8 protein-coding genes are annotated in these 24,494 nt (G+C 33.2%); all 8 read right to left on the bottom strand.

The features are described from left to right. Window positions 1-27: 27 nt before the first annotated feature. Complete coding sequence (locus Q0P94_RS03570) at window positions 28-18,363, bottom strand: CARDB domain-containing protein (protein ID WP_295113878.1); 18,336 nt, start codon at window positions 18,361-18,363, stop codon at window positions 28-30. A gap of 524 nt (window positions 18,364-18,887) precedes the next feature. Then, entirely contained in the window at window positions 18,888-19,031 is a 144-nt protein-coding gene (locus Q0P94_RS10505; RefSeq protein ID WP_367270198.1) for a linear amide C-N hydrolase, read from the bottom strand. Between the two features lie 280 nt (window positions 19,032-19,311). Beyond that, a complete protein-coding gene (locus Q0P94_RS03565) occupies window positions 19,312-20,724 on the bottom strand; it encodes a nicotinate phosphoribosyltransferase (RefSeq protein ID WP_295113877.1) in 1,413 nt (470 codons plus the stop codon). Window positions 20,725-20,787: 63 nt separating this feature from the next. Next, window positions 20,788-21,330 carry a rubrerythrin gene (gene rbr, locus Q0P94_RS03560; protein ID WP_295113876.1) on the bottom strand — a complete coding sequence of 181 codons (543 nt, stop codon included), beginning with the start codon at window positions 21,328-21,330 and terminating at the stop codon, window positions 20,788-20,790. Between the two features lie 88 nt (window positions 21,331-21,418). Then, entirely contained in the window at window positions 21,419-21,964 is a 546-nt protein-coding gene (rbr, locus tag Q0P94_RS03555; protein ID WP_295113875.1) for a rubrerythrin, read from the bottom strand. 61 nt (window positions 21,965-22,025) lie between these two features. Beyond that, window positions 22,026-22,571, bottom strand: coding sequence for a rubrerythrin (gene rbr / locus Q0P94_RS03550; RefSeq protein ID WP_295113873.1), 546 nt, complete (start codon window positions 22,569-22,571; stop codon window positions 22,026-22,028). Window positions 22,572-22,708: 137 nt separating this feature from the next. Then, window positions 22,709-23,422, bottom strand: coding sequence for a DUF4013 domain-containing protein (locus Q0P94_RS03545; protein WP_295113871.1), 714 nt, complete (start codon window positions 23,420-23,422; stop codon window positions 22,709-22,711). A 122-nt stretch (window positions 23,423-23,544) separates the two neighbouring features. After that, window positions 23,545-24,494, bottom strand: a 950-nt coding sequence (gene mch / locus Q0P94_RS03540; RefSeq protein ID WP_295113869.1) for a methenyltetrahydromethanopterin cyclohydrolase, incomplete at its 5' end; no start/stop codon positions are given.

The following is a 24,494-nucleotide window of genomic DNA, read 5'->3' as shown; positions in this document are numbered from 1 at the left end:
GTATGGAAACTCCCGAAAATTTTAATTTTAGTGTTTAAATCTTCTTAACGGTATAATAGCCATAAGTACCAATAATAACAGGATTATTGGATTACCAGTAGCATGCATTGTTACAGGTTCGCTAATAGCATTAATGTGTTTACCAGTTGTATTGTTTACAGGATGAACAGGTTTTGGTACCGGTTTTGGTTCCGGCTTAGGTTTAGGTTTTGGAGTAGGTTTCGGAGCTGGTTTTGTCTTATTGACAATTTCAACATCAACATGATTATCAATTTCTTCAGTCATGTTGGATCCAGCAACAATAGTATTTATCACATTACCTTCTTTTATAGAATCGAATGTAATAGTGAAGCTTGCACTTTCACCTATACCCAATTCACCAGAGTATGTGAATTTATCACCTGATTTGGTCCAGCCGTTACCTGAGTAACTGTTGAATTTTAATCCTTCAGGAACTTTTTCAATTACATAAACATCGCCTAAGACACATCCGCCAGCATTTGTTACAGTAATAGTTACAGTAACTTTTTCACCAACGTGAATATATGATTTATCAATTACCTGTTTTACTTCTAATTTAGGTTCTACAACAACAGTAGTGTTGTTGGAGTAATCATTACTGGTTAAATCAGAACTTGCCAATACTTCAGGAGTAAATACACCAACTCTTGTGGTATCGAAGTATAAAGTGTAGTTAGCTGATTCACCAGGTTTTAATGTACCTAAGTAAACAAATTTGTTTCCGTCTTGTATCCAGCCACCGACTGGAGCACCTAAAAGTCCGCTAGTCAATTTATCCCAACTGTCTCCAGTGTAACCAGTGTATACCAAACCGTCTGGGAAGTTATTTACAGTGTAAATACCAGTAAGTTCACAGTCACCAATATTAGTAACAACTACAGTGAAACTGACACTTTGACCAACTAAAGCAGTTGGATTGTTTGAAATCTCACGTACTTTTAATGCAGGAGTGTAAACAATTACACTAGCATTTGAAGTTGAAGTACCAGTCTGATCGGAACCTACAGAAGCAATATTAGTGAATTTTCCGCTTTCAGTCGCATTTACGACGATTGTTAATTCAACAGTTTCACCAACGTCTAAAGAACCACTGTAATGGAATCTGTTTCCATCATAAGTCCAATTAGGGCCGATGAAGTGGTCATAAACTAAACCTTCAGGGATTTTATCATTAATAAAGATACCTGTAAGAGGAACATCACCTTCATTGGTTACTTTTATTGTGAATGTAGTCTGGTTACCTGAGTATACAAACTCATCGCCTGGAGTTTGGCTAGTAGATAATTTAGGATTATTTACTCTGACGGTAACATTTGATTTAACCATAGTTGTGTTTTCGTTTGAGTAAACGGAAACCACATTGGTAAGATTACCGGTTGATGTAGCTTTAACTTTAATTGTAATTATTTTAGATTCACCATTTTGCAATACATCTATAATAGTTTTAACATCTCCACTAATTAATTCGAAACCATTCGGTAATATATCTTCCACAACAACATTTGTAGCCTTGGAAGGACCATGATTGGTTACATTAATTGTGAAGGTCACTTCACTACCTATTGTGATATTTTCAACGTTTGCAGTTTTTTCAACAGTTAAGTTTACTACAGGAGTTACATCTACAGTTGAAGTGCTGTTTTTAACAGTACTTTCTTCGCTGCAGTTTACATGAGCAATATTGCTTAATGTACCATTGGTCAATGCACGAGCTACAATCCATACAGAGTATGAACCTTCACTGGCAACACTAGGAGCGTTCCAAACAACAGTTTGACCATTTCTTGTGTAACCTGCACTAGCATTAACAAACTCAAATCCACTACCTAAATCATCAATAATGTGAACATTAGTTGCCGCAGTAGTACCATGATTTTTAACAACGATTGTAAAGTTTACAAGACCATTTACATCAACGGAAGTGACATTAGCAGTCTTAATAATCTTCATATCAGTCATATAAACATTCACGGTAGCGTTTGCAGATTTGACAGTGTCATTTTGATCACATGTTACATTAACAGCATTCATGAATGAACCTTTAGCGATTGTTTTAACTTTTACAACAATAGTTGCAGACTTGCCACTTTCAAGAACTGGAATAACAGTTTCCAAATCACCACTAATCAAGTCAAATCCTTCTTTATCTAAGATATCAATGACTTTGACATTTGTAGCATTTGAAGGACCGTTATTGGTTACAGTAATTGTGAAAGTAATTTCATCACCAACTAATGCATCATCAGTGCTTGCAACCTTCTCAACAGTCAAGTTAACCACAGGAGTTACATTTACACTAATTGTGGAAGTTACGGCAGTATCGTTCTCAGCAGATGTCACATTAACAACATTGGATAAAGTACCATTGGTTATTGCTTTAAGAGTAATAGTAAATACGAAAGATTCACCAGCTTCAATAACAGGAACTGTTAACAAACCAGTAACATTATCATAACCACTATCACTAGCCCTAACGAACTCAAATCCACCAGGTACAACATCAGTGATTTTAACACCAGTAGCATTAGACGGACCATTATTAGTCACATTAACAGTAAAAGTAACCTCATCATTAACATAAACTTCAGCCACATCAACAGTCTTAACAACAGTCAAATTAACCACAGGAGTTACATCCACAGTTGAAGTGCTGTTTTTAACAGTACTTTCTTCGCTGCAGTTTACATGAGCAATATTGCTTAATGTACCATTGGTCAATGCACGAGCTACAATCCATACAGAGTATGAACCTTCACTGGCAACACTAGGAGCGTTCCAAACAACAGTTTGACCATTTCTTGTGTAACCTGCACTAGCATTAACAAACTCAAATGCACCACTCAATTCATCAGTAACATGAATATTGGTTGCATTGAATCGGCCATGATTTTTTACAATGATTGTGAAGTTAACGAGACCATTTACATCAACGGAAGTGACGTTAGCAGTCTTAATAATCTTCATATCAGTATTGTAAACATGGACAGAAGCGTTTGCAGATTTAATTGTGTCGTTTTCATCACAAGATACATTTACACAGTTCATGTAATCTCCTTTAGCAGTAGTTCTAACTTTAACAACAACAGCAGTAGAATTACCACTTGCCAGGAACGGAATAACAGTTTCCAAATCACCACTGATTAAAGTTAAACCTTTATCCAAGATATCGATAACTCTAATGTTAGTAGCATCAGAAGGACCGTTATTGGTTACTGTAATAGTGAATGTAATCACATCACCTATAGTAGCGTCATCCATATCAGCAACTTTAACGACTGTCAAATTAACGACAGGAGCAACTTTAACACTGATTGAAGAGTTAACAACAGTATCATTCTCAGCAGATGTCACATTAACAACATTGGATAAAGTACCATTAGTTACAGCTTTCAAAGTAATAGTAAATACGAAAGATTCACCAGCTTCAATAACAGGAACTGTTAACAAACCAGTAACATTATCATAACCACTATCACTAGCCCTAACGAACTCAAATCCACCAGGTACAACATCAGTGATTTTAACACCAGTAGCATTAGACGGACCATTATTAGTCACATTAACAGTAAAAGTAACCTCATCATTAACATAAACTTCAGCCACATCAACAGTCTTAACAACAGTCAAATTAACCACAGGAGCAACTTTAACACTGATTGAAGAGTTAACAACAGTATCATTCTCAGCAGATGTCACATTAACAACATTGGATAAAGTACCATTAGTTACAGCTTTCAAAGTAATAGTAAATACGAAAGATTCACCAGCTTCAATAACAGGAACTGTTAACAAACCAGTAACATTATCATAACCACTATCACTAGCCCTAACGAACTCAAATCCACCAGGTACAACATCAGTGATTTTAACACCAGTAGCATTAGACGGACCATTATTAGTCACATTAACAGTAAAAGTAACCTCATCATTAACATAAACTTCAGCCACATCAACAGTCTTAACAACAGTCAAATTAACCACAGGAGCAACTTTAACACTGATTGAAGAGTTAACAACAGTATCATTCTCAGCAGATGTCACATTAACAACATTGGATAAAGTACCATTAGTTACAGCTTTCAAAGTAATAGTAAATACGAAAGATTCACCAGCTTCAATAACAGGAACTGTTAACAAACCAGTAACATTATCATAACCACTATCACTAGCCCTAACGAACTCAAATCCACCAGGTACAACATCAGTGATTTTAACACCAGTAGCATTAGACGGACCATTATTAGTCACATTAACAGTAAAAGTAACCTCATCATTAACATAAACTTCAGCCACATCAACAGTCTTAACAACAGTCAAATTAACCACAGGAGTTACATCCACAGTTGAAGTGCTGTTTTTAACAGTACTTTCTTCGCTGCAGTTTACATGAGCAATATTGCTTAATGTACCATTGGTCAATGCACGAGCTACAATCCATACAGAGTATGAACCTTCACTGGCAACACTAGGAGCGTTCCAAACAACAGTTTGACCATTTCTTGTGTAACCTGCACTAGCATTAACAAACTCAAATCCACTACCTAAATCATCAATAATGTGAACATTAGTTGCCGCAGTAGTACCATGATTTTTAACAACGATTGTAAAGTTTACAAGACCATTTACTTCAGTTACATTAACATCAGCAGACTTATTAATCTTCATATCAGTCATATAAACATTCACGGTAGCGTTTGCAGACTTGATAGTGTCATTTTGATCACATGTTACATTAACAGTATTCATGAATGAACCTTTAGAAGTTGTATTAACTTTAATGACAATACTTACGTACTTACCACTTTCCAAGAACGGAATAACACTTTCTAAATCACCACTTACTAAAGTAAATCCATCTTCATCGAGAATATCGATAACTTTAATATTGGTAGCATTAGACGGACCGTTATTGGTTACAGTAATAATGAAAGTAATCTCATCACCGACTAAAGCATCATACATATCAGCAACTTTCTCAACAGTCAAATTAACTACAGGAATTACTTTAACTGAACTGCTGTTACATTTAACTGTACTGTTCTCTTTAGATGTTACATTTACCACATTAGTCAAAGTACCGTTTGTTATTGCTTTAAGAGTAATAGTAAATACGAAAGATTCACCAGCTTCAATAACAGGAACTGTTAACAAACCAGTAACATTATCATAACCACTATCACTAGCCCTAACGAACTCAAATCCACCAGGTACAACATCAGTGATTTTAACACCAGTAGCATTAGACGGACCATTATTAGTCACATTAACAGTAAAAGTAACCTCATCATTAACATAAACTTCAGCCACATCAACAGTCTTAACAACAGTCAAATTAACCACAGGAATGACATTTACTTTTGCTGTAGTATTTACAACAGTATTGTTTTCGCTGGAAGTTACATTAACATAATTAGTTAAAGTACCATTGGTTATTGCTTTTAAAGTAATTGTGAATAGATATGATTTACCCGCTTCAATGACAGGAATTGTCAATAAACCAGTTTTGTTATCATAACCTGTTGCATTTGATTTGACAAATTCAAATCCATAAGGTACAACATCGATTACATTTACGTTTGTAGCATTAACAACAGCATTATTTGTAACGTTTATTGTGAAAGTAATCTCATCATTTAAATAAATCTCATCTACACCAGCAGTCTTATTGATTGTTAAATTAACAGGAACTACTTCTAGAGTACTGTTTGTATAAACTTTATAGGAATTTTCAGTATAGAAAATTTCCACTTCGTTAGTTAAATTATCGACTTTTGTAGTTTTTAAAACAATCCAAAGTTTATCAGTTGATCCGTTGACTAATTTTTCAATCACCCAGAATACCAAGTTTTCGACATGATAGTAACCTTCAGTTGCATTGACAAATTCAAAACCATCCGGTATTATATCATAGACAAACACGTATGTAGCATTAAGAACATCATTGTTTTTAACTTCAATTGTGAAGTTTACCAATGAGTTATTTCCTACAACAGCATTATCCGGATATTTGACGGCAGTCAAATTGACAACAACAACTTCCACACTTGCATTAGCTTTCTTGACAGTGCCATTTTCAGCACAGGTAACATAAACTTTATTAGTAAAGTTACCTTCTTCAATAGCCCATGCAGTAATGGTAAATGCGAAAGATTTACCTGGCAATATTAATGGAACGATATATTCTTCACCGTATACATAACCAGTTAAATTGGAATCATAATATTCTAATCCGATTGGAAGAGCATCATTAATTTCAACATTTGTTGCATTTGATGGTCCGTTATTAGTTACATTGATTGTAAATACAACATAATTATTTAAACCTATTTTTTCAACATTAACAGTTTTTACAACAGTTAAATTAACTATAGGAATCACTTTTACACTAACATTATCATAACCCGCTGTTTTATTTTCGAAAGAAGTCACGTTAACAACATTGGTGAAAGTGCCGTTTGTTAAAGCTTTTGCTTGAATCCAAACTTTGTATGTATCACCAACATTTAAGGAACCGATTTCAAATAGAAGTTCATTTCCATTTTGTTTGAATGTTCCGTTATGACCTTTAATTTCGAATACAGACAAGTCCATTATATCAGTAAATGATACATTTGTAACATTTATTTTTCCATTGTTAGTTACAGTTATTGTGAAGTTAACAAGACCTAATACATCAACAGATTTGACATCAACATCTTTAATAACTGTTATATTTACAGGAGCGACTTCAACAGTGACATTATCACAAATTATTGTACTGTTTTCATTACATGATGCAGTAACAGTATTTTTCCAATTACCAGTAGCATTAGATTTAGCGATAATTTCAAATTCGAAGTAACCTTTTGTTAAATTATCGAAATGCCATTTAATTTCCTGACCATTTCTGTCATAATCTCCGGTAGCACTTACAAATGTAAATCCATTAGGTAAAACATCACGGATTGTTACATTAGTAGCGTTTACAACAGAGGTATAGTTTACACTGATTGTAAATTTAACCAAAGTATTGTTACCTATTAAAGTAACATTAGCAGTCTTATTAATAGTTGCGTTTACTGGACATACATCAACGGTAGCATTATCACCAATAAATGTACTATTCTCATTGCATGATGCAACAACAGTATTGTTCCATTTACCAACAGCATTGGATCTTGCAACAATCCAGAGTTCGTAGAATCCTTTAGTTAAAGTATCGAAATACCATTCTACTTTTTGACCAACTTGAGTGTGACCGTCTGAAGCTCCGACAAATGTGAAGCCACTTGGTAAAACATCTTTAATTGTCACATTAGTAGCATTTACAATAGATGTATAATTTACACTGATTGTGAATTTAACCAAAGTATTATTACCTATTACAGTAACATTAGCAGTCTTATTAACAGTTGCATTTACTGAAACAACATTTACAGTAGCATTAGTAGTTGCAATGCTTATGTTTTCATCACTGGATACGCTTACTGTATTATTCCATTTACCAGTAGAGTTTGATCTTGCTGTAATCCAAAGTCTAATAACCTGACCTGATTTTACTGTGTCGAAATGCCATTTGATTACTTTGCCTGTTTGAGTATAATCACCCATTGCATCGACAAATACAAATCCGTTCGGTAAAACATCACAAATTGTTACATTTGTAGCATTTATAATGCTGGTGTGATTTAAAACAATTGTAAAGTTGACAAGAGTATTATTACCAATTACAGTAATATTAGCAGTCTTATTGAGTGTTGCATTAATTTCAACAATATCAACAACAGCTTTACCTGTCACATTTGTTTTATTTTCAGCAGATGTTACAGTTACAACATTTGTAGTTGTATTGGTTGCAATAGTTCTTGCGATTATCCAGAATGTTTCAACATCACCTGTATCGAACTTATCAATAGTCCAGCTAACTTTCTGACCAACAGTAGTATTACCAGCACTTGCACTAACAAACACAAATCCAACAGGCAATACATCATTAATGGAAACATTTGTAGCGTTCATAACACCCGTATTATTTACAACAATAGTAAATTTAACCAAAGTATTATTACCAACCACAGTAACATTAGCAGTCTTATTAACAGTTAAACTAACAGGACGAACATCAACAGTAACACTAGAATCAACAACTGTCGCATTCTCAGTAGAATTAACATCCACCACATTAGTCCAATTACCAGTAGCATTAGACCTAGCAACAATCACGAATTCTTTAACATCGCCTATATTTAACTTATCAATAGTCCAGCTAACTTTCTGACCAACAGTAGTATTACCAGCACTTGCACTAACAAACACAAATCCAACAGGCAATACATCATTAATGGAAACATTTGTAGCGTTCATAACACCCGTATTATTTACAACAATAGTAAATTTAACCAAAGTATTATTACCAACCACAGTAACATTAGCAGTCTTATTAACAGTTAAACTAACAGGACGAACATCAACAGTAACACTAGAATCAACAACTGTCGCATTCTCAGTAGAATTAACATCCACCACATTAGTCCAATTACCAGTAGCATTAGACCTAGCAACAATCACGAATTCAACAGGTTTACCAATTTCCAACATATCAATAGTCCAGCTAACTTTCTGACCAACAGGAATATTACCTGCACTTGCACTAACAAACACAAATCCATTAGGCAATACATCCTTAACAGTTACACCAGTAGCATTCACAATACCTGTGTTGTTTACAATAATAGTAAATTTAACCAAAGTATTATTACCAACCACAGTAACATTAGCAGTCTTATTAACAGTTATATTGGTGTATCCAATTGTTACATTGAATTTATCGCTGACAACAGTTTTATTTTCTTTACAAGTTACATTTACAACATTTGACCAGTTGCCTACAGCAGTTGATTTGGCAACAATCCATAATTTAGTTACATTTCCGCCATTTAACTTATCAATAATCCAACTGACTGTTTGAGTTTTATTTGTGTAACCTGCACTTGCACTTACAAATACAAATCCTTTTGGTAAAACATCAGTAACATTTATATTAGTTGCATTTGCAATACCTGTGTTGTTTACAGTAATTGTAAAGTTAACAAGAGTATTATTTCCAACTAAAGTTACATTAGCAGTTTTATTAACAGTTAATATGACTGGAATAGCATTAATTGATGAACTGTTACTTATGAGTGTTTTATTTTCATTGCAGGTCACATTAACAGTATTAGTTAAAGTACCATTAGCAATGACTTTTAATGTAATTGTAAATACATATGATTCACCAGGTTTGATTAAAGCAACAGTTAACAAACCAGTTTCGTTATCATAATCATCAGCACTTGAACTTACAAATTCAAATCCTTCAGGAACAACATCAGTAATTTTAACACCAGTAGCACTTGAAATACCATCATTTGTTACATTAATTGTAAATACAACATCATTGCTTACAGTAACGTTTTCACCTACTTTGACATTGGAAGTCTTATTGACTTTTAAGTCAACAACAGGATAAACGACAACTGTTTCACTATTACGCTGAAGTGTTTTTTCCTCATTACAGATAACACCAGCAGTATTCACATAGGTTCCATTAGTTTTTGCCCTTACAACAAACCATATTGAATAAGATTCTCCAGCTTTCAATGTAGCAACGGTTTCAACAACCAAATTACCCTCTATTAAACCAGTGACATTATAATTGCCCGGAATTAATTCGAATACACTATTTAATGTATCTGTAATAATAACATTATGAGCATCCCTATCACTGTGATTTTTAACAGTTATTGTGAAGTTGATTAAACCATTTACAGGAACATAAGTTGCATTAGCTGTCTTATTTATTCTAAGGTCCACATTGTAAACATGTACAGTAACATTTGCAGATTTGATTGTGTCATTTTGATCACATGTCACATTAACTTTATTAATCCAATCACCGAGTTTAGTAACATTTGCCTTAATAGTAACTGATTTGGATGTACCATTTTCTAAAAATGCAATAGTTTGTTCCAAATCACCATCAAGCAATTCTAAACCTTCACTATCAAATATATCTTTAATTTGAATATTTGTTGCATTTGAAGGTCCATTGTTGGTTACAGTAATTGTAAATACGACAGTATCACCTACAATATAATCATCAAAGTCAGTGTTTTTAACAACAGTTAAATTAACTACAGGAATTACATATACACTTGCATTTGCTTTTTTAAAAGTACTGTTTTCCTTGCATGTCACATTGACATAATTTGTTAGGGTACCGTTAGTTACAGCCTTAAGAGTAATAGTAAACAGGTAAGACTCACCAGGTTTTAAAACATCAATAATCAATAAACCAGTTTTACTGTTATAACCAGTCACATTGGATTTGACATATTCGAAACCTTTTGGAACAATGTCAGTTACAACAACATTGGTTGCATTTACTTTTGCATTATTTGTAACATTGATTGTGAATGTAACGTTTTCCATCACATAAATACTTTCAACATTAGCTGTTTTGTTAATGGTTAAATTAAGCATTACAACTTCAAATAATACAGAAGCATTGTTATTGGTATAATTCCATTCATCTTCAGCACAAGTTACATTAACAGTATTATTAAATTTACCTAAAGTGGTAGTTTTAAATACTAAAGTTAAAGTTTCACTGGTACCGTTAGCTAATTTATCTATAGTCCATGACCAATCTGCCTGACTGAATGTACCATCTGTTACAGTTGATTCTACTAATTCCAAGTTTGCAGCCGCAGGAATAATATCTTTGACTTTTATGTTAGAAGCATTTGAAGCATTACCCGCATTACTTACAGTAACTGTAAATTTCACATTATTTCCAACAATTGTGTAGTAACTTTCAACTGTTTTTGTAATGTTTATATCCACATAAGGTAAAATCTCAAATGTAGTTACATCGCCAATATATTTATAGTTCCTGTCTTCTGGGTGGTATGCTTTAACTGTGTAATTTCCTGGTGCAAATCCGGTTACATTTAATGTGTAATTACCATATGCATCAGTTTTTATGGTTACAGTACGTACAACTTTACCAGTTTCATTATTGATGAATTCCAAAACAATATTCTGGTATCTTTCAAGAGAATCTTGATATAATTCTTTACCATTGTTACTGTTTTCAACACCAGAAACAGGATGTGTTTCACCAGTGATTCCTATACTACTTTCATCATCATTAATAACATAATTCACATTATTGAATGTGATAGAATTAACTGATTTAGCATTGTAAATACCGTTTATGATGTTATCTCCTCCAGTGTAGTTTGCTATTTCAATAGTAATGTTACTTCCATAGAAAGTACTGTTTGGAGTAGCGTTTACATCTAAATTATATGACCAAGCTTGGTTTTTGATGAATTTGTCACCATCTAATTGAGTGCCAGTTGCATCATTGTATAAAGCTGATCCATTACATGCTTTGTTATCGTTGAATTCACTTGAGGTTATTTGTGCATTATCTGCACCAACATATATTGCACCACCAAATCCATCATCAGAAGATAAAGGATTATTGGTTTCGTTGTTGTATTCACGTTCAGTAACTGCAGTGTTATTTAAGAATTTTGAATTATCCACAACAGTTCCAGTTCCGTTAATGTATACTGCTCCACCTTTTGTTTTATTATTGTTTCCAGTAGTGTTTACTTTTCTTAAGGTGTATGTAGCATTGTTCATAGTGAAGTTTGAATATTTAATGAAATTTTTCGCAGCATCAATAAATGCAGCACCACCCTGAATAGCAGCATTTTCATCAAAATTGGAATCTGAAATGGTCAATTTCTCATTATTAGCATATACCGCACCACCTAAGATAGCTTCATTTGCTGTGAAGTTTGAATTTTTAATGGTTCCATCTGTACCATTTACAAATACAGCTCCACCACGATTTGCAAAGTTATCGACAAATTCAGTATTATCTATAGTAGCGTTAGTACCTTTATACCAATTTATAGCACCACCATCAACAGCTGAGTTATTTTCAAAGTAAGAATCTTTAATTGTAACATTAGTCTTATCACCATGTTCACAGTTTTGTAAATATATAGCACCACCGTTTTTAGCTGTGTTGTTAACAAATCTTGAGTTATCTATTTCACCGTTAATACCTGACCAAAGAACAGCACCACCATTTTCAGAAGCATAATTGTCGGTGAAATTAGAATCTATAATTCTACCATTATGTCCTGACCATGATACAGCTCCTCCATTTGTTGCATTATTTTTGTCAAATGTGGAATTGATAATTGATCCATTGGTTGCTCCTTCATTCCAGTCTATAGCACCACCATTCTTAGCAGCAGTGTTATTGATGAATTTAGAGTTTTTGAATGTGGTATTATCACATTGATTGTTGTACTCTTGTAAGAATACAGCACCACCATTTTCAGCAGCAGTGTTGTTTTCAAATATACAATCATCCACTAAACCGTTGGATCCAATCCAAATAACAGCACCACCAGCACCACCTTTACCGGCAGCAGTTTTGTTTAAACCGGTAGCTTTGTTATTAGTGAAGTTAGAACCTACAATAGTACCATTTAAACCATTCCAGTATACAGCACCACCCGCTCTGTGTGCAGTGTTGTTTTCGAATGTGGAATTTACAATTTTACCATTTGTAGCACCTTCATACCAGTCAATAGCACCACCATTTGTTCCAGCTACATTGTTTTCAAAGTGAGAATTACTGAATGTAGTATTATCACCCTCACCTTTATTTATAGCATCTAGGAATACAGCACCACCACGATTTGTAGCATTATTATTTGCAAAGTTACAGTCATCTACAAGACCATTGGAACCAGTCCAAATAACAGCACCACCATCACCAGAACGACCATAAGTACCTTTTGCAGTACCTAAAGCTTTGTTGTCAGTGAAATTGGAACCTGCAATAGTACCATTATTACCATACCAGAACACAGCACCACCATTAGCACGAGCAGTATTGTTTACAAATGTTGAATTGTCAATTCTGCCGTTAGTAGCACCTTCATGCCAATCAATAGCACCACCATTAATACCTGCAGTGTTATTTTCAAAGTGAGAATTACTAAATGTAGTATTATCACAAATGTCTGAAAGTACTCCACGTAAAAATACAGCACCACCGTTTTGAGCAGCGGAATTGTTGATAAAGTTACAATTATCTACAGTACCATTGGAACCAGTCCAAATAAGAGCACCACCACAACCTGTGTTGATGTTAAATGTTCCGTTGACTTCACCTAACGCTTTATTATTAGTGAAATTAGAACCTATAATGTTACCATTATTACCATACCAGTATACAGCACCACCATTAGCACGAGCAGTATTGTTGACCAAAGTGGAATTTTCAATTCTACCGTTGGTAGCTCCATTATGCCAATCAATAGCACCACCGTTACGGCCAGCAGTATTATTTTCAAAGTGAGAATTACTGAATGTAGTATTATCACAACCGTTTTCAGTTAAATTACGTAAGTATACTGCACCTCCGTTTTTAGCAGCAGAGTTATTGATAAACTTACAGTTATCAACTGTACCATTGGAACCAGTCCAAATAACAGCACCACCACATCCGGAATCCAAGTAAGTTCCGTTGACTAATCCTAACGCTTTGTTATCAGTGAAATCAGAACCGGTAATATTACCATTATCACCAAACCAGAACACAGCACCACCATTAGCTTTTGCAGTGTTGTTTACAAATGTTGAATCTACAATTTTACCGTTTTTAGCACCTTCATGCCAGTTGATAGCACCACCGTTAATACCTGCAGCATTGTTTTCGAAGTAAGAATTACTGAATGTAGTATTTTCAGCACTTCCGAAACTTGAAGCTTCCAAATAAACTGCACCTCCTAATCTAGGAGCAGTATTATTTACAAAGATACAATCATCTACAAGACCGTTAGAACCTAACCACATGATTGCACCACCATTACCAGTATTATTGTTATCAGGATTTACATTTGTACCTGTGACATAGTTATTGGTGAAATTGGAACTTACAATTTTACCAGTATTACCGTTCCAGAATACTGCACCTGCAGATCTATTAGCAACATTGTGTTCAAATGTTGAATTTTCTATAGCTCCATTAGTAGCTCCTTGATACCAATCAATTGCACCACCATTGGTTCCTGCTGTGTTATCTTCAAAGTGAGAGTTTTTAAATGTATTGTTATCACATGGTGCACGACCTTCTACACTTCTAAGGAATACAGCACCTCCACGTTGATTTGCAGTATTATTAATAAAGTTACAGTCATCCACAGTACCGTTGGAACCTGTCCACATGATAGCTCCTCCGTCTCCGAAGTTGCCCATTACACATTTAACAGTACCATTAGCTTTATTTTCTGTGAAATTTGAACCTTTAATAATCCCTCCAACACCAAACCAGAATACCGCACCTGCATTTGCACCCGCAGTATTGTTTGTAAAGATACAATCAACAATTTGGCCGTCAGTAGCACCTTCGTGCCAGTCGATAGCTCCACCATTTATTGAAGCAGTATTTTGGTCAAAAATACATCTGGTAATATCACTGTTATGAGAATTTTCCAGATAGATTGCCCCTCCAAATCCTTCCATAACTGTGAAATTGGTTACAGAATTTTTAGTGAAGTTTGAATCGTAGAATTGGGTGTGATTTCCTGTGATGAATACAGCTCCACCTTTTAATGCAGTGTTATTTTCAAAGTATGAACTGGAAATGTTTGCGTTGTTTCCTTCAATATAAAATGCTCCACCTCCACGAGTTACATTTTCATTAAATGCTTTTGCATCGTTATCAGTGAAATTACTTGAAGTCACATTGACATTGTTTCCGATAATGTAAATAGCACCACCAGCAGTATCTGTATCTTTTAACACATCTGATAATGTAAACCTTAAGTCATGTCTTGCATCGTTGTCATCGAATATTGAATTTTCAATGTGGCTATTTTCTCCATCAATATATCCCGCTCCACCTTTAATAGCATTATTTTCATAGAAGCTTGAATTTAAAATGGTTGTGGAATTACCAAGCAGATAAAAAGCACCACCTTTAACAGCTTCATTGAATTTAAATGTGGAATTGAATATATAATTGTCAGATCCATTAACAGCAATCGCACCACCAAGACCACCATTTTCGAATATTCCAATAGCAGTATTGTTGATGAATTCACATGTTGTTGCATTAACTGAATATCCTCTAATTGCAACAGCACCACCCATAGTAGTTAAACTGTATAATACATCATTAACGTTGAATCTTAAGTTTTGAGTTGCAGTATTATTTACATATTTGGAATTCAGAATAGTTGTGTGAGATGCACTGTTATATACAGCACCACCGCGAATTGCAGCATTATTGGTAAAGACTGTATCATTTAAAGTGTTAACAGTACCATTAACATAAACAGCACCACCGCGAATTGCCTGGTTTGCATCGAAAGTTACGTTAATAATTTCAGTATCATAACCGTTTAATGCAGCAGCACCTCCATAACCACCATCTAAATGAATACCGATAGCAGTATTGTTATTAAAATTAATATCTTTTAATAATGTGTTATTACCTTCAATAGATATAGCACCACCAATAGTTGGTAATGAAAATAACTCAGGAGTTAAACTATAAGTTAAATTATGTGTTGCATTATTGCACTTAAATTCAGATCTTACAATATTTGTATTAAGTCCTTTAACATATACTGCACCGCCCTGAATAGCATTATTATTAGTAAAGTTAACTAAATCAATAGTAGTATTAGTACCTGTGATATATAATGCACCACCTATAATAGCCTCATTATCATCAAACATATTATCATAAATAGTTGTATGATAACCATCAATAGCGATAGCACCACCAAGACCACCAGTAGGATTTCGACCTATAGCAGCATTATATGTGAAGTTATTGTTAACTATATTAGCATAATCCCCACTAACAGAAATTGCACCACCTTTAGTAGATAACTTCAATAGTTCATCAGTAAGAGTGAATGTTAAATTATGTGTAGCATTATTGTCATAGAATGTATTATTAGTAATATTTGCATTAGTACCTTCAATGAATACAGCACCACCTTGAATAGCATTATTTGTGGTGAAGTACATATCCTTAACAGTAGCATTAGTACCTCTAATATATATAGCACCACCTTTAACAGCTTCATTCATAGTAAAGTTATCATCATAGATATTAGTATTATTTCCATTTACTGCAATAGCACCACCAAGACCACCATTATTATATGCACCAAAAGCAACATTACGTCTAAAGGTATTATTATCATAAATATCTACATAATTACCTTCAATATAGATAGCACCACCCATAGTAGGTAGGCTTTCAGCACCAGATTTAATTAAATCAATATTACGAGTACCATGATTATCCTCAAAAATTGAATTTGTTATATCTGTCCTTTCACCTTCAATATAAATAGCACCACCCTGAATAGCATTGTTTCCGGTTACATTGAAATAATCAAGGTCAATATTATTACCATTAATATAAACAGCACCACCTTCAATAGCGGTATTGTTATAAAGGTTTATTTTACTAGCGCCAATATTACTACCTTCAATATAAACTGCACCTCCACGAATAGCATCATTGCTTGTGAAGTTATCGTTATGGAATGAAGGATTTTGACCTAGAATATATAAGGCACCACCTAAACCAGTATTATCGGAAAAATTACCATAAGCAATATTATCATTAAAAGAACTATCAATTATACTAACATCATTACTTTTAACATACATTGCACCACCAGAAGTGATTTTGGATGCATCATCTTTAATTAAACTACCTAAATCATGAGTAGCAGTGTTATTTTCAAATTTAGAATTGCTAACAGTAGCACGATTACCTTCTACATAACATGCACCACCCACAATTGCATCATTTTGATAGAAATTTGAATCAATTATATTGGCACCCATACCCATTAACTGAATAGCACCACCGGTTGGAGCTGAGTTATTTGTAAAGTTACATCTGTCAATAGTTGCGTAATTACCCTGAATATAAATTGCACCTGCAAACTGGTTTTGAGCGACATTATTTTCAAATTTACTGTTTACAACAGTGGTATAATGAGCCTCCTGACCATTTCCAAAATGAATATCCATTGCACCACCATAATTTTCAGCAGTGTTATTAATGAATGTACAATTTTCCAAATAATTACGAGGTCCGACAAATGCAATAGCACCACCAGTACCTGATCTTTGAGGATCACGAATATGATAACCTGAAGCTTCATTATTAATGAAAGTTGTATTTATTACAGTTACATAACCTAAATGACATTCAATACCCGCACCATAAGATGCCTTATTGTTTTCAATATGATTATTGGTAATAACAACATTTCTAGCATTAACACAGTAAGCCGCACCGTGTACAGCATTTGTGTTATTGATAAATATATTATTATCAAAAGTTGAACCCGCAATTTGAGCTTTAATACATAAACCTAATGAATTAGTTTCATTTTCATTATTCATTGTACCGGAATTATTAATAAACCTGTTATTATTTGCAGTGAAAGTCATTCTGGAATTACCGGCAGAAACTATAACAGAAGCAGTATTATTTATAAACTGACAATTATCAATCCTAGTACTGCCAAAAGCATTAGTTGTAAACTCAATAATATAGGATTTTTGGAATACTGTATTATTAATAAAATTACAGTTTGTCATTGTAACTGAACTTGTAACAGACATTAAATGAGCTCTACCGATTGTACTTCCACTAGGAGGGTAATAAAAATTTACAAAGTCAATACCTCTGAAATCTACAGTATTCTTTGAAATTTGAAACTTATTTTTACCAGATACAAGAACTTGAGATAAATCTAATGTAGCTCTTGTATTATCATCCGGAGAACTGCCTCCGCAAATAATAAGTCTTTTATCAATAGTAATTTGTTCAACTTCTCCAGTAAAGGTTAAACCATCTAAGAAAATCCAGTCCCCAGGATTAGCTGAAGAAATCGCTAATCTTAATGAACTCAGTGTAGGAGCAGTTACATGAATATACCTTCCTAAAACATCATTATCGTTAGAAACTCCCAAAATTTCAGTATAATTAGAATCCTGTGGATTGTTATTATCATTGGAAGCACTTAAAACTTCTTTTTGAGAGCTAACGCTAGCCACATTAGAAATGTTATCCTTAGCGAGGGTAATTTCTTCTTTTACATCATCTGTTTGAACATTGATATTTTTTACATCAGTAGCTTGTGTTAAATTAAAGTTATTATCATTTTCAAGCGCACAAGACGCCTGAATAGTAAATATAAGAATAACTATAGCCATTATCACGATTAACCTTTTGCCTTTCATTTTTCGTTTTCACCCCCTGGTCCAGTCAATTTATAAAATCGAATAAAATTACAGGCATAATAAAATTATTCATATATATTTATAATTCTAAGAATATATAAATATTACTTTTTTTTAAAGAAAAAGGGTAAAAAATAACCATTATTAAAAAATATATTTTCAAAATGAATACAAAATAAGCAAATATCCATAATTTATTAAACAACTTGTAATAAAAAATTACAAAAAAATTAATCAGACATATAAAATAACAATTGATATATGAATGAGATATATTATATTTCATCAAATATTAAAAAAATTAAAAAAAATTAATTGATTTAATTGATTTGTTCATCATTTAACAAATTAAAATTAATCAAATCATTTAAACACGATTTTCCTTGAACAAATCAATGCAAGAAATCTAAGAATTATTATAGTTGTATAATATAATTTACAGTTTTAATTATATTATGAAATTTATCCACATATTCATACAGTCTGATTCTCAATATATGTACAACCCTCTGCTGTTCAACTGATTACAAGTTATGAAAAAACTGACTAATACTATCAACTACATCTATATGTGATGGTGAATTTGTACATATAAATGCAACTTTTACAAATCTTGACGAATAGGACAAATCACACGGCAAACCAATTGATTCATCCCTTTTAAGCATTCATCCTAATTAAAATCATCGAAAAATTATTTAAACTACTTTTGATAGACAAATTCCTGAAATTGTTCAAATAAAAATGCTGTTTATCAAATAACAGATTATTTGTTAAGACTCTAACACAACTGTCATATATTTCAGGCCATCATTTAAATGTTCAACAACAATGTATGCTTTTCATCAGAAGACATCCAATGAAGATGACTCAATGGCAAATCATCGGAATAATCAACTTAACAAAAATCTCACCAGCATGTAATTACTGGACGTGCACCTCTGTAACTTATCTATAGGAATTGGAATAATTCAAAGCCCTGGCTTTAATATTTCCAAAACTTTCATCAATCAACAGTTCACCATTTTTAAATACACATTGCAGATAATTTTCTCCATCACAATCTATAGGAACTGTCTTAAATGAGTTATTTTCATTGATTAACTTGAATCTTCCTGTTTTGGATTTTTTACTTGAATCAAGAGGATTCTTAAATATGTCATGCCAGACTCCATTCCTTAGCTGTGCAGAACATTTGAAAGCATTTCTTTGAGTATCACGATTGACTGCAGTGTGAAGTCCACCACCCATACCGAATATTATGTTTTCTGCCGCCCAACCGTTTGATTTCATTGCAAAAAGAATATCACGGATTTTATGATAATCAAGGCCGTCACCCCATAAAAGACCGATGTTCAAGTCAAATACATTATATCCTTTATCTGTTAAGTGACTTCCAAAACCTTCTGAAAGCAGGTTCAAACAGTCTATTGTAGTTGATACCGGTTCACCACTATCAGGCCTGAACACCACCTTATTTGATTCACAATCAAGGAAATTCAAAATGGCTTCATTCAATTCACTGCCTGATTTGCCGGCTTCAGTCAGAAAGTTTCTGTAATTGTATGAATCAATGACCATGGACAATATTCCCTCTTTAGCATTATCTATAACATTTAAGATTTGATTAAATTCACCATCTTCACCTAATGAAGTCATTACACTATGTTCAGTGGCTTGAACGGAAAATCCATATAAATTTGAATCATTATAATAGTTTTCAGGGATTGTTAAGGCAGGAATTGTATCTGTTCCTGAAAAATTAAGCAAATGAGCAGAACCTGCCAACATTGAGGATTCTGTTGAAGTTGCTCCCCTATAACCGAAATCATGGAGCATGAAATCTAAATTATCCTTAGCAGATCCGGTTACATCCAGATAGAAATTGGCCAACTTTCTGACCTCAGCTGATAATGTTGCAACAGTTGACGGATACCATACCTGCAGCAATAATGATTCCAGATAATTTGGAAGCCAGTATGACTTATCATCAGTATTTTCTACAGTCATCAGAACATTGCTCACATCTACAGGTGTTCCTTCAGCGACCGCTTTAATCTCAATTGGAAGCATTCCATCATGTTCATCAAGAATGTACTGCCATCCCTCACGATTGAAAATATCTTCACCAATATGATTTGAAATCAAATCATCAGCTTCATCAATCTTTTCCTGAGTGACAACCTTTCCAACAAGATATTTCTTTAAGATATATTGCAGACCATAAAAGATTGTTCTGTTAAATTCAGCACCAACTCTACTTTCCAGGTATGAATAAATCTTTTGTGTTCCCTTCGGATAAAAATAGTGATGAGTGACTTTGTAGCTATCAGTTAAAAGACATATGTTATTTTCCATCATAATATCATCTTGATAACATATTGACTTTTGAACAATAAATAGCTATCTAAAAAAATAAAAGGGTTATTTATAACCCTTTGTCTGTTTTCTGAAGTGTGCCTGAGGATGATCACACATCGGACAAACTTCAGGAGCATTTTTAGCAGTATGCAGATATCCGCAGTTGTTACACTTCCATGTAATCTCACCTGACTTTTTGAATACCCTATCTTTTTGGATATTTTTTGCCAATGTCTTAAAGCGCTCTTCATGTGTCTTTTCGATTGTTGATGTATTTTCAAAAAGTTCAGCAATATCGGCAAAGCCTTCTTCTCGAGCGGTTTCAGCAAAGTTTTTGTACATGTCTGACCATTCATATTTTTCAACTTCCACAGATTCCTTCAGATTGGCCAATGTGTCCGGAACACCATCATGCAACAGTTTAAACCAAACTTTTCCATGTTCCTTTTCATTAGCGGAAGTTTCAAGAAAAATATCCTGAATTTCTACAAAACCGTCCTTTTTGGCTTGGCTTGCATAATATTGATATTTCATATGTGCAAATGCTTCGCCTTCAAGTGCTGTCATTAAATTTTTCTCAGTTTTTGAACCTTTTAATTTAGTCATTTTATCAACTCCGTAAAATTAAAAGGCTTTTTTGTGATATAAAAAGTTTTGGTGAGTGTTTGGTAACAAAAAAAAGAAAAAAAAGAATCTAGATGTAACTAGTATCTTGTTTTCTAAAGTGTGCCTGTGGGTGATCACATAACGGACATACTTCAGGAGCATCTGTTCCATAATGGATGTATCCGCAGTTATTACATTTCCATGCAATTTCTTCATCTTTTTTAAATACTTTGCCCGCTTTGATTTTATCTGATAATGCATTGTATCTGTCTTCGTGTGCTTTTTCAGTTGCACCCGCTGCATCAAATAAATCTGCAATATCATCAAAACCTTCTTCGCGAGCGGTTTCAGCGAACTCTTTGTACATTGAAGTCCATTCTTCATGTTCGCCTGCTGCTGCATCTGCAAGGTTGGTTTCAGTATCAGGTACTTTTCCACCATTCAATAATTTGAACCAAATTTTTGCATGTTCTTTTTCATTGTCAGATGATTCCTGGAAAATATCTCTAATTTCAACGTAACCGTCTTTTTTAGCTTGAGATGCGTAGAATTCATATTTTACACGTGCTTGGGATTCACCTGCAAGTGCAGCTTTTAAATTTTCTTCAGTTTTAGTTCCTTTTAAATCTGCCATAATATAATCTCCTTAAAAAAATTATTAAATAAAAAAATTAAAAAAAGTAAAAAGAGTAAAATTATTTGTAATTTTGTGCTCTTTCTTCAAAGTGTGCTTTTGGATATCCGCAAACTGGACACATTTCAGGTGCTTGTGAACCTTTGAAAATGAATCCACAGTTTTCACATTTCCATTCAATTTCATCTTCTTTTTTGAATACAGATTCATCTTCTACATTAGCGAGTAAAGTTCTGTATCTTTCTTCATGTTCTTTTTCGATTTCACCAACTTTTTCAAATAAGAATGCTATTTTTGCAAATCCTTCTTCTTTTGCTGTTTCTGCGAATTCTTTATACATTGAAGTCCATTCTTCGTTTTCACCATCTGCTGCAGCATTAAGGTTAGCTATTGTATCTGGAATTTCTTCATCGTGTAAAATTTTATACCAGATTTTAGCGTGTTCTCTTTCGTTTTTAGAGGTTTCCATGAAAATATCATGGATTTGAACGTAACCTTCTTCTTTTGCTTTTGCAGCAAAGTATTGATATTTAGTATGTGCTTGGGACTCACCAGCAAAAGCTGCTTGTAAGTTTGCCTCAGTTTTTGTACCTTTTAAATCAGACATAATATACATCTCCAATAATATTATTATATCCATTATCATTTAAAAAGATTATTAAAAAAAAGTTAATAAATACTAAAATGTACAAAAAATTTGAAAATATAAATTTAAAAAAAATAAAGAAAAAGAATAGAAAGTATCTATTCTAAATATAATAAACCAATAGCATATCCATAGAATAAGGTAAAGTATCCACCAAGAATAATATTAGCAATGATTACACCAATGACTGGAATTATTGCTAATAATCCAATAATAAATGATACAATAAACATTAGAATAATTGAAATAATTAAGAATAAAATAATTTTTATTATTCCAATTCTTTTAACATCTTCAAATACTTGACCAATGCTTAATGCATAACCTATACTGCCTGATTCAGCGAATCTTGCTTCAGCAATTACTTCAAATATTCCAAATAGGATAAATAAAATTATTGCTAAAAATGACCAAATTCCTAATGAAGCCGCAATGTTATTGAATCCAGCCCCAACAAGACCAAACATGATTAAAAGAGCAAAAGTTATGATAAGTGGAATAAATAAGTAAACAATAGCAATTACTAATACTTTGATACCATCAACAAAATTATTTACAAAATCAAAACTTGGAATTTCATTTGAACGATTCATCGCTTTTTTGATAACAGTAATTGAATAACCTGCAATAATTAAAGCAAAAATTACACCAATAATGGCTCCAACAAAACTAATTCCAGAGTTAGGCCCAAATATTGCATCACAAACAGTCGCTAAACTTGCAAGCATTGTAAAAATTCCGACAATCAAAAAGTTTTTTAAATCAGAAAGCGGATATGATAATGATTTTGATAATACATCACCCAAACTCATATTTTCACCTATGTAATATTTTTTTAAATAAAAACACGATTTAACTGTGTTATATTATATTTTATATTACATAGTATTTAAATATAAGTTCAAAAATAGAAAAAAAAGGAATAGAATTAAATCTATTCATCTACACCAAAGGATTTTTTAAGTAAATCTGCATTTACAAATCCTTCTTTATAAATTTTACCGGTAGTCAAATCATTGATTACTACTTCTGCAGGAGCAAACATTCCTTTATCTATTTTATAGAAGTCAAATTCAGCTTCTTTAAATACATCAAAGAATGGTTTACCATATCCGTCTGCTGCTGAAGATGGTAATTTAGCAGCTACATCCGCAATGTCATCATCTTCATCAGATTCAACATAGTAGTAGGTTCTTCCACCGAATAATACTGCATCGTTGGTTTTACCCATTGCTTTAAGTCCATCCGGATCAACAGGTGCAATAGGAGCAATACCTGCAGCATGTTTTACTTTAGTTACATCAAATTTAATAGCTTCTAACATTTTGTAGGTTCCGTTTTCAACTACCCTACCGGAAATTTGAATAGAACCGACTAAAGAAGAAGTAGGAGCTACAAGTAAGTATACATTTTTTACATCAACATCACATTCATCAGCAATGTATTGAGCAACTTCATCACCAGGTAATACATCAGCTTCTAAAGTTAAGATTGCTAAATCAGCATCTTTGTCTTCATATCCGATTTCTTCATAAGTTTCTGCTGGTTTTAAAGCAATTGCTCTAGCCGGACCAGAACCTAATGCAAAGAAATCTCCTACAGAAACAGACCAACCTGCTTTTTGTGAACCTAAGGTTGAAATAGAAGGTGAGTCAGTTTTAATTTTAACTGAAGGAAGAGCGAATTTTTCAGATAAATCTCCAGGAATTGAAATTCCAACATCTGCAAGTCCACCAAGACAAACTTTAGTATAAAGTTCTCCTGCTTTAAAACTTCCATCTACATTAACACCACAGTCAATAACAGTAGCGCCATTGCCTAAAGTTTCTACAGCGATGTTTAATTCATCTGCTTTTTCAATCATTACATCTACGGTTTTTTTAG

The organism is uncultured Methanobrevibacter sp. (assembly GCF_946184425.1).
In the GTDB taxonomy this organism is placed as follows: Archaea; Methanobacteriota; Methanobacteria; order Methanobacteriales; family Methanobacteriaceae; genus Methanocatella.
This window is presented reverse-complemented; position numbering and strand designations above follow the sequence as displayed.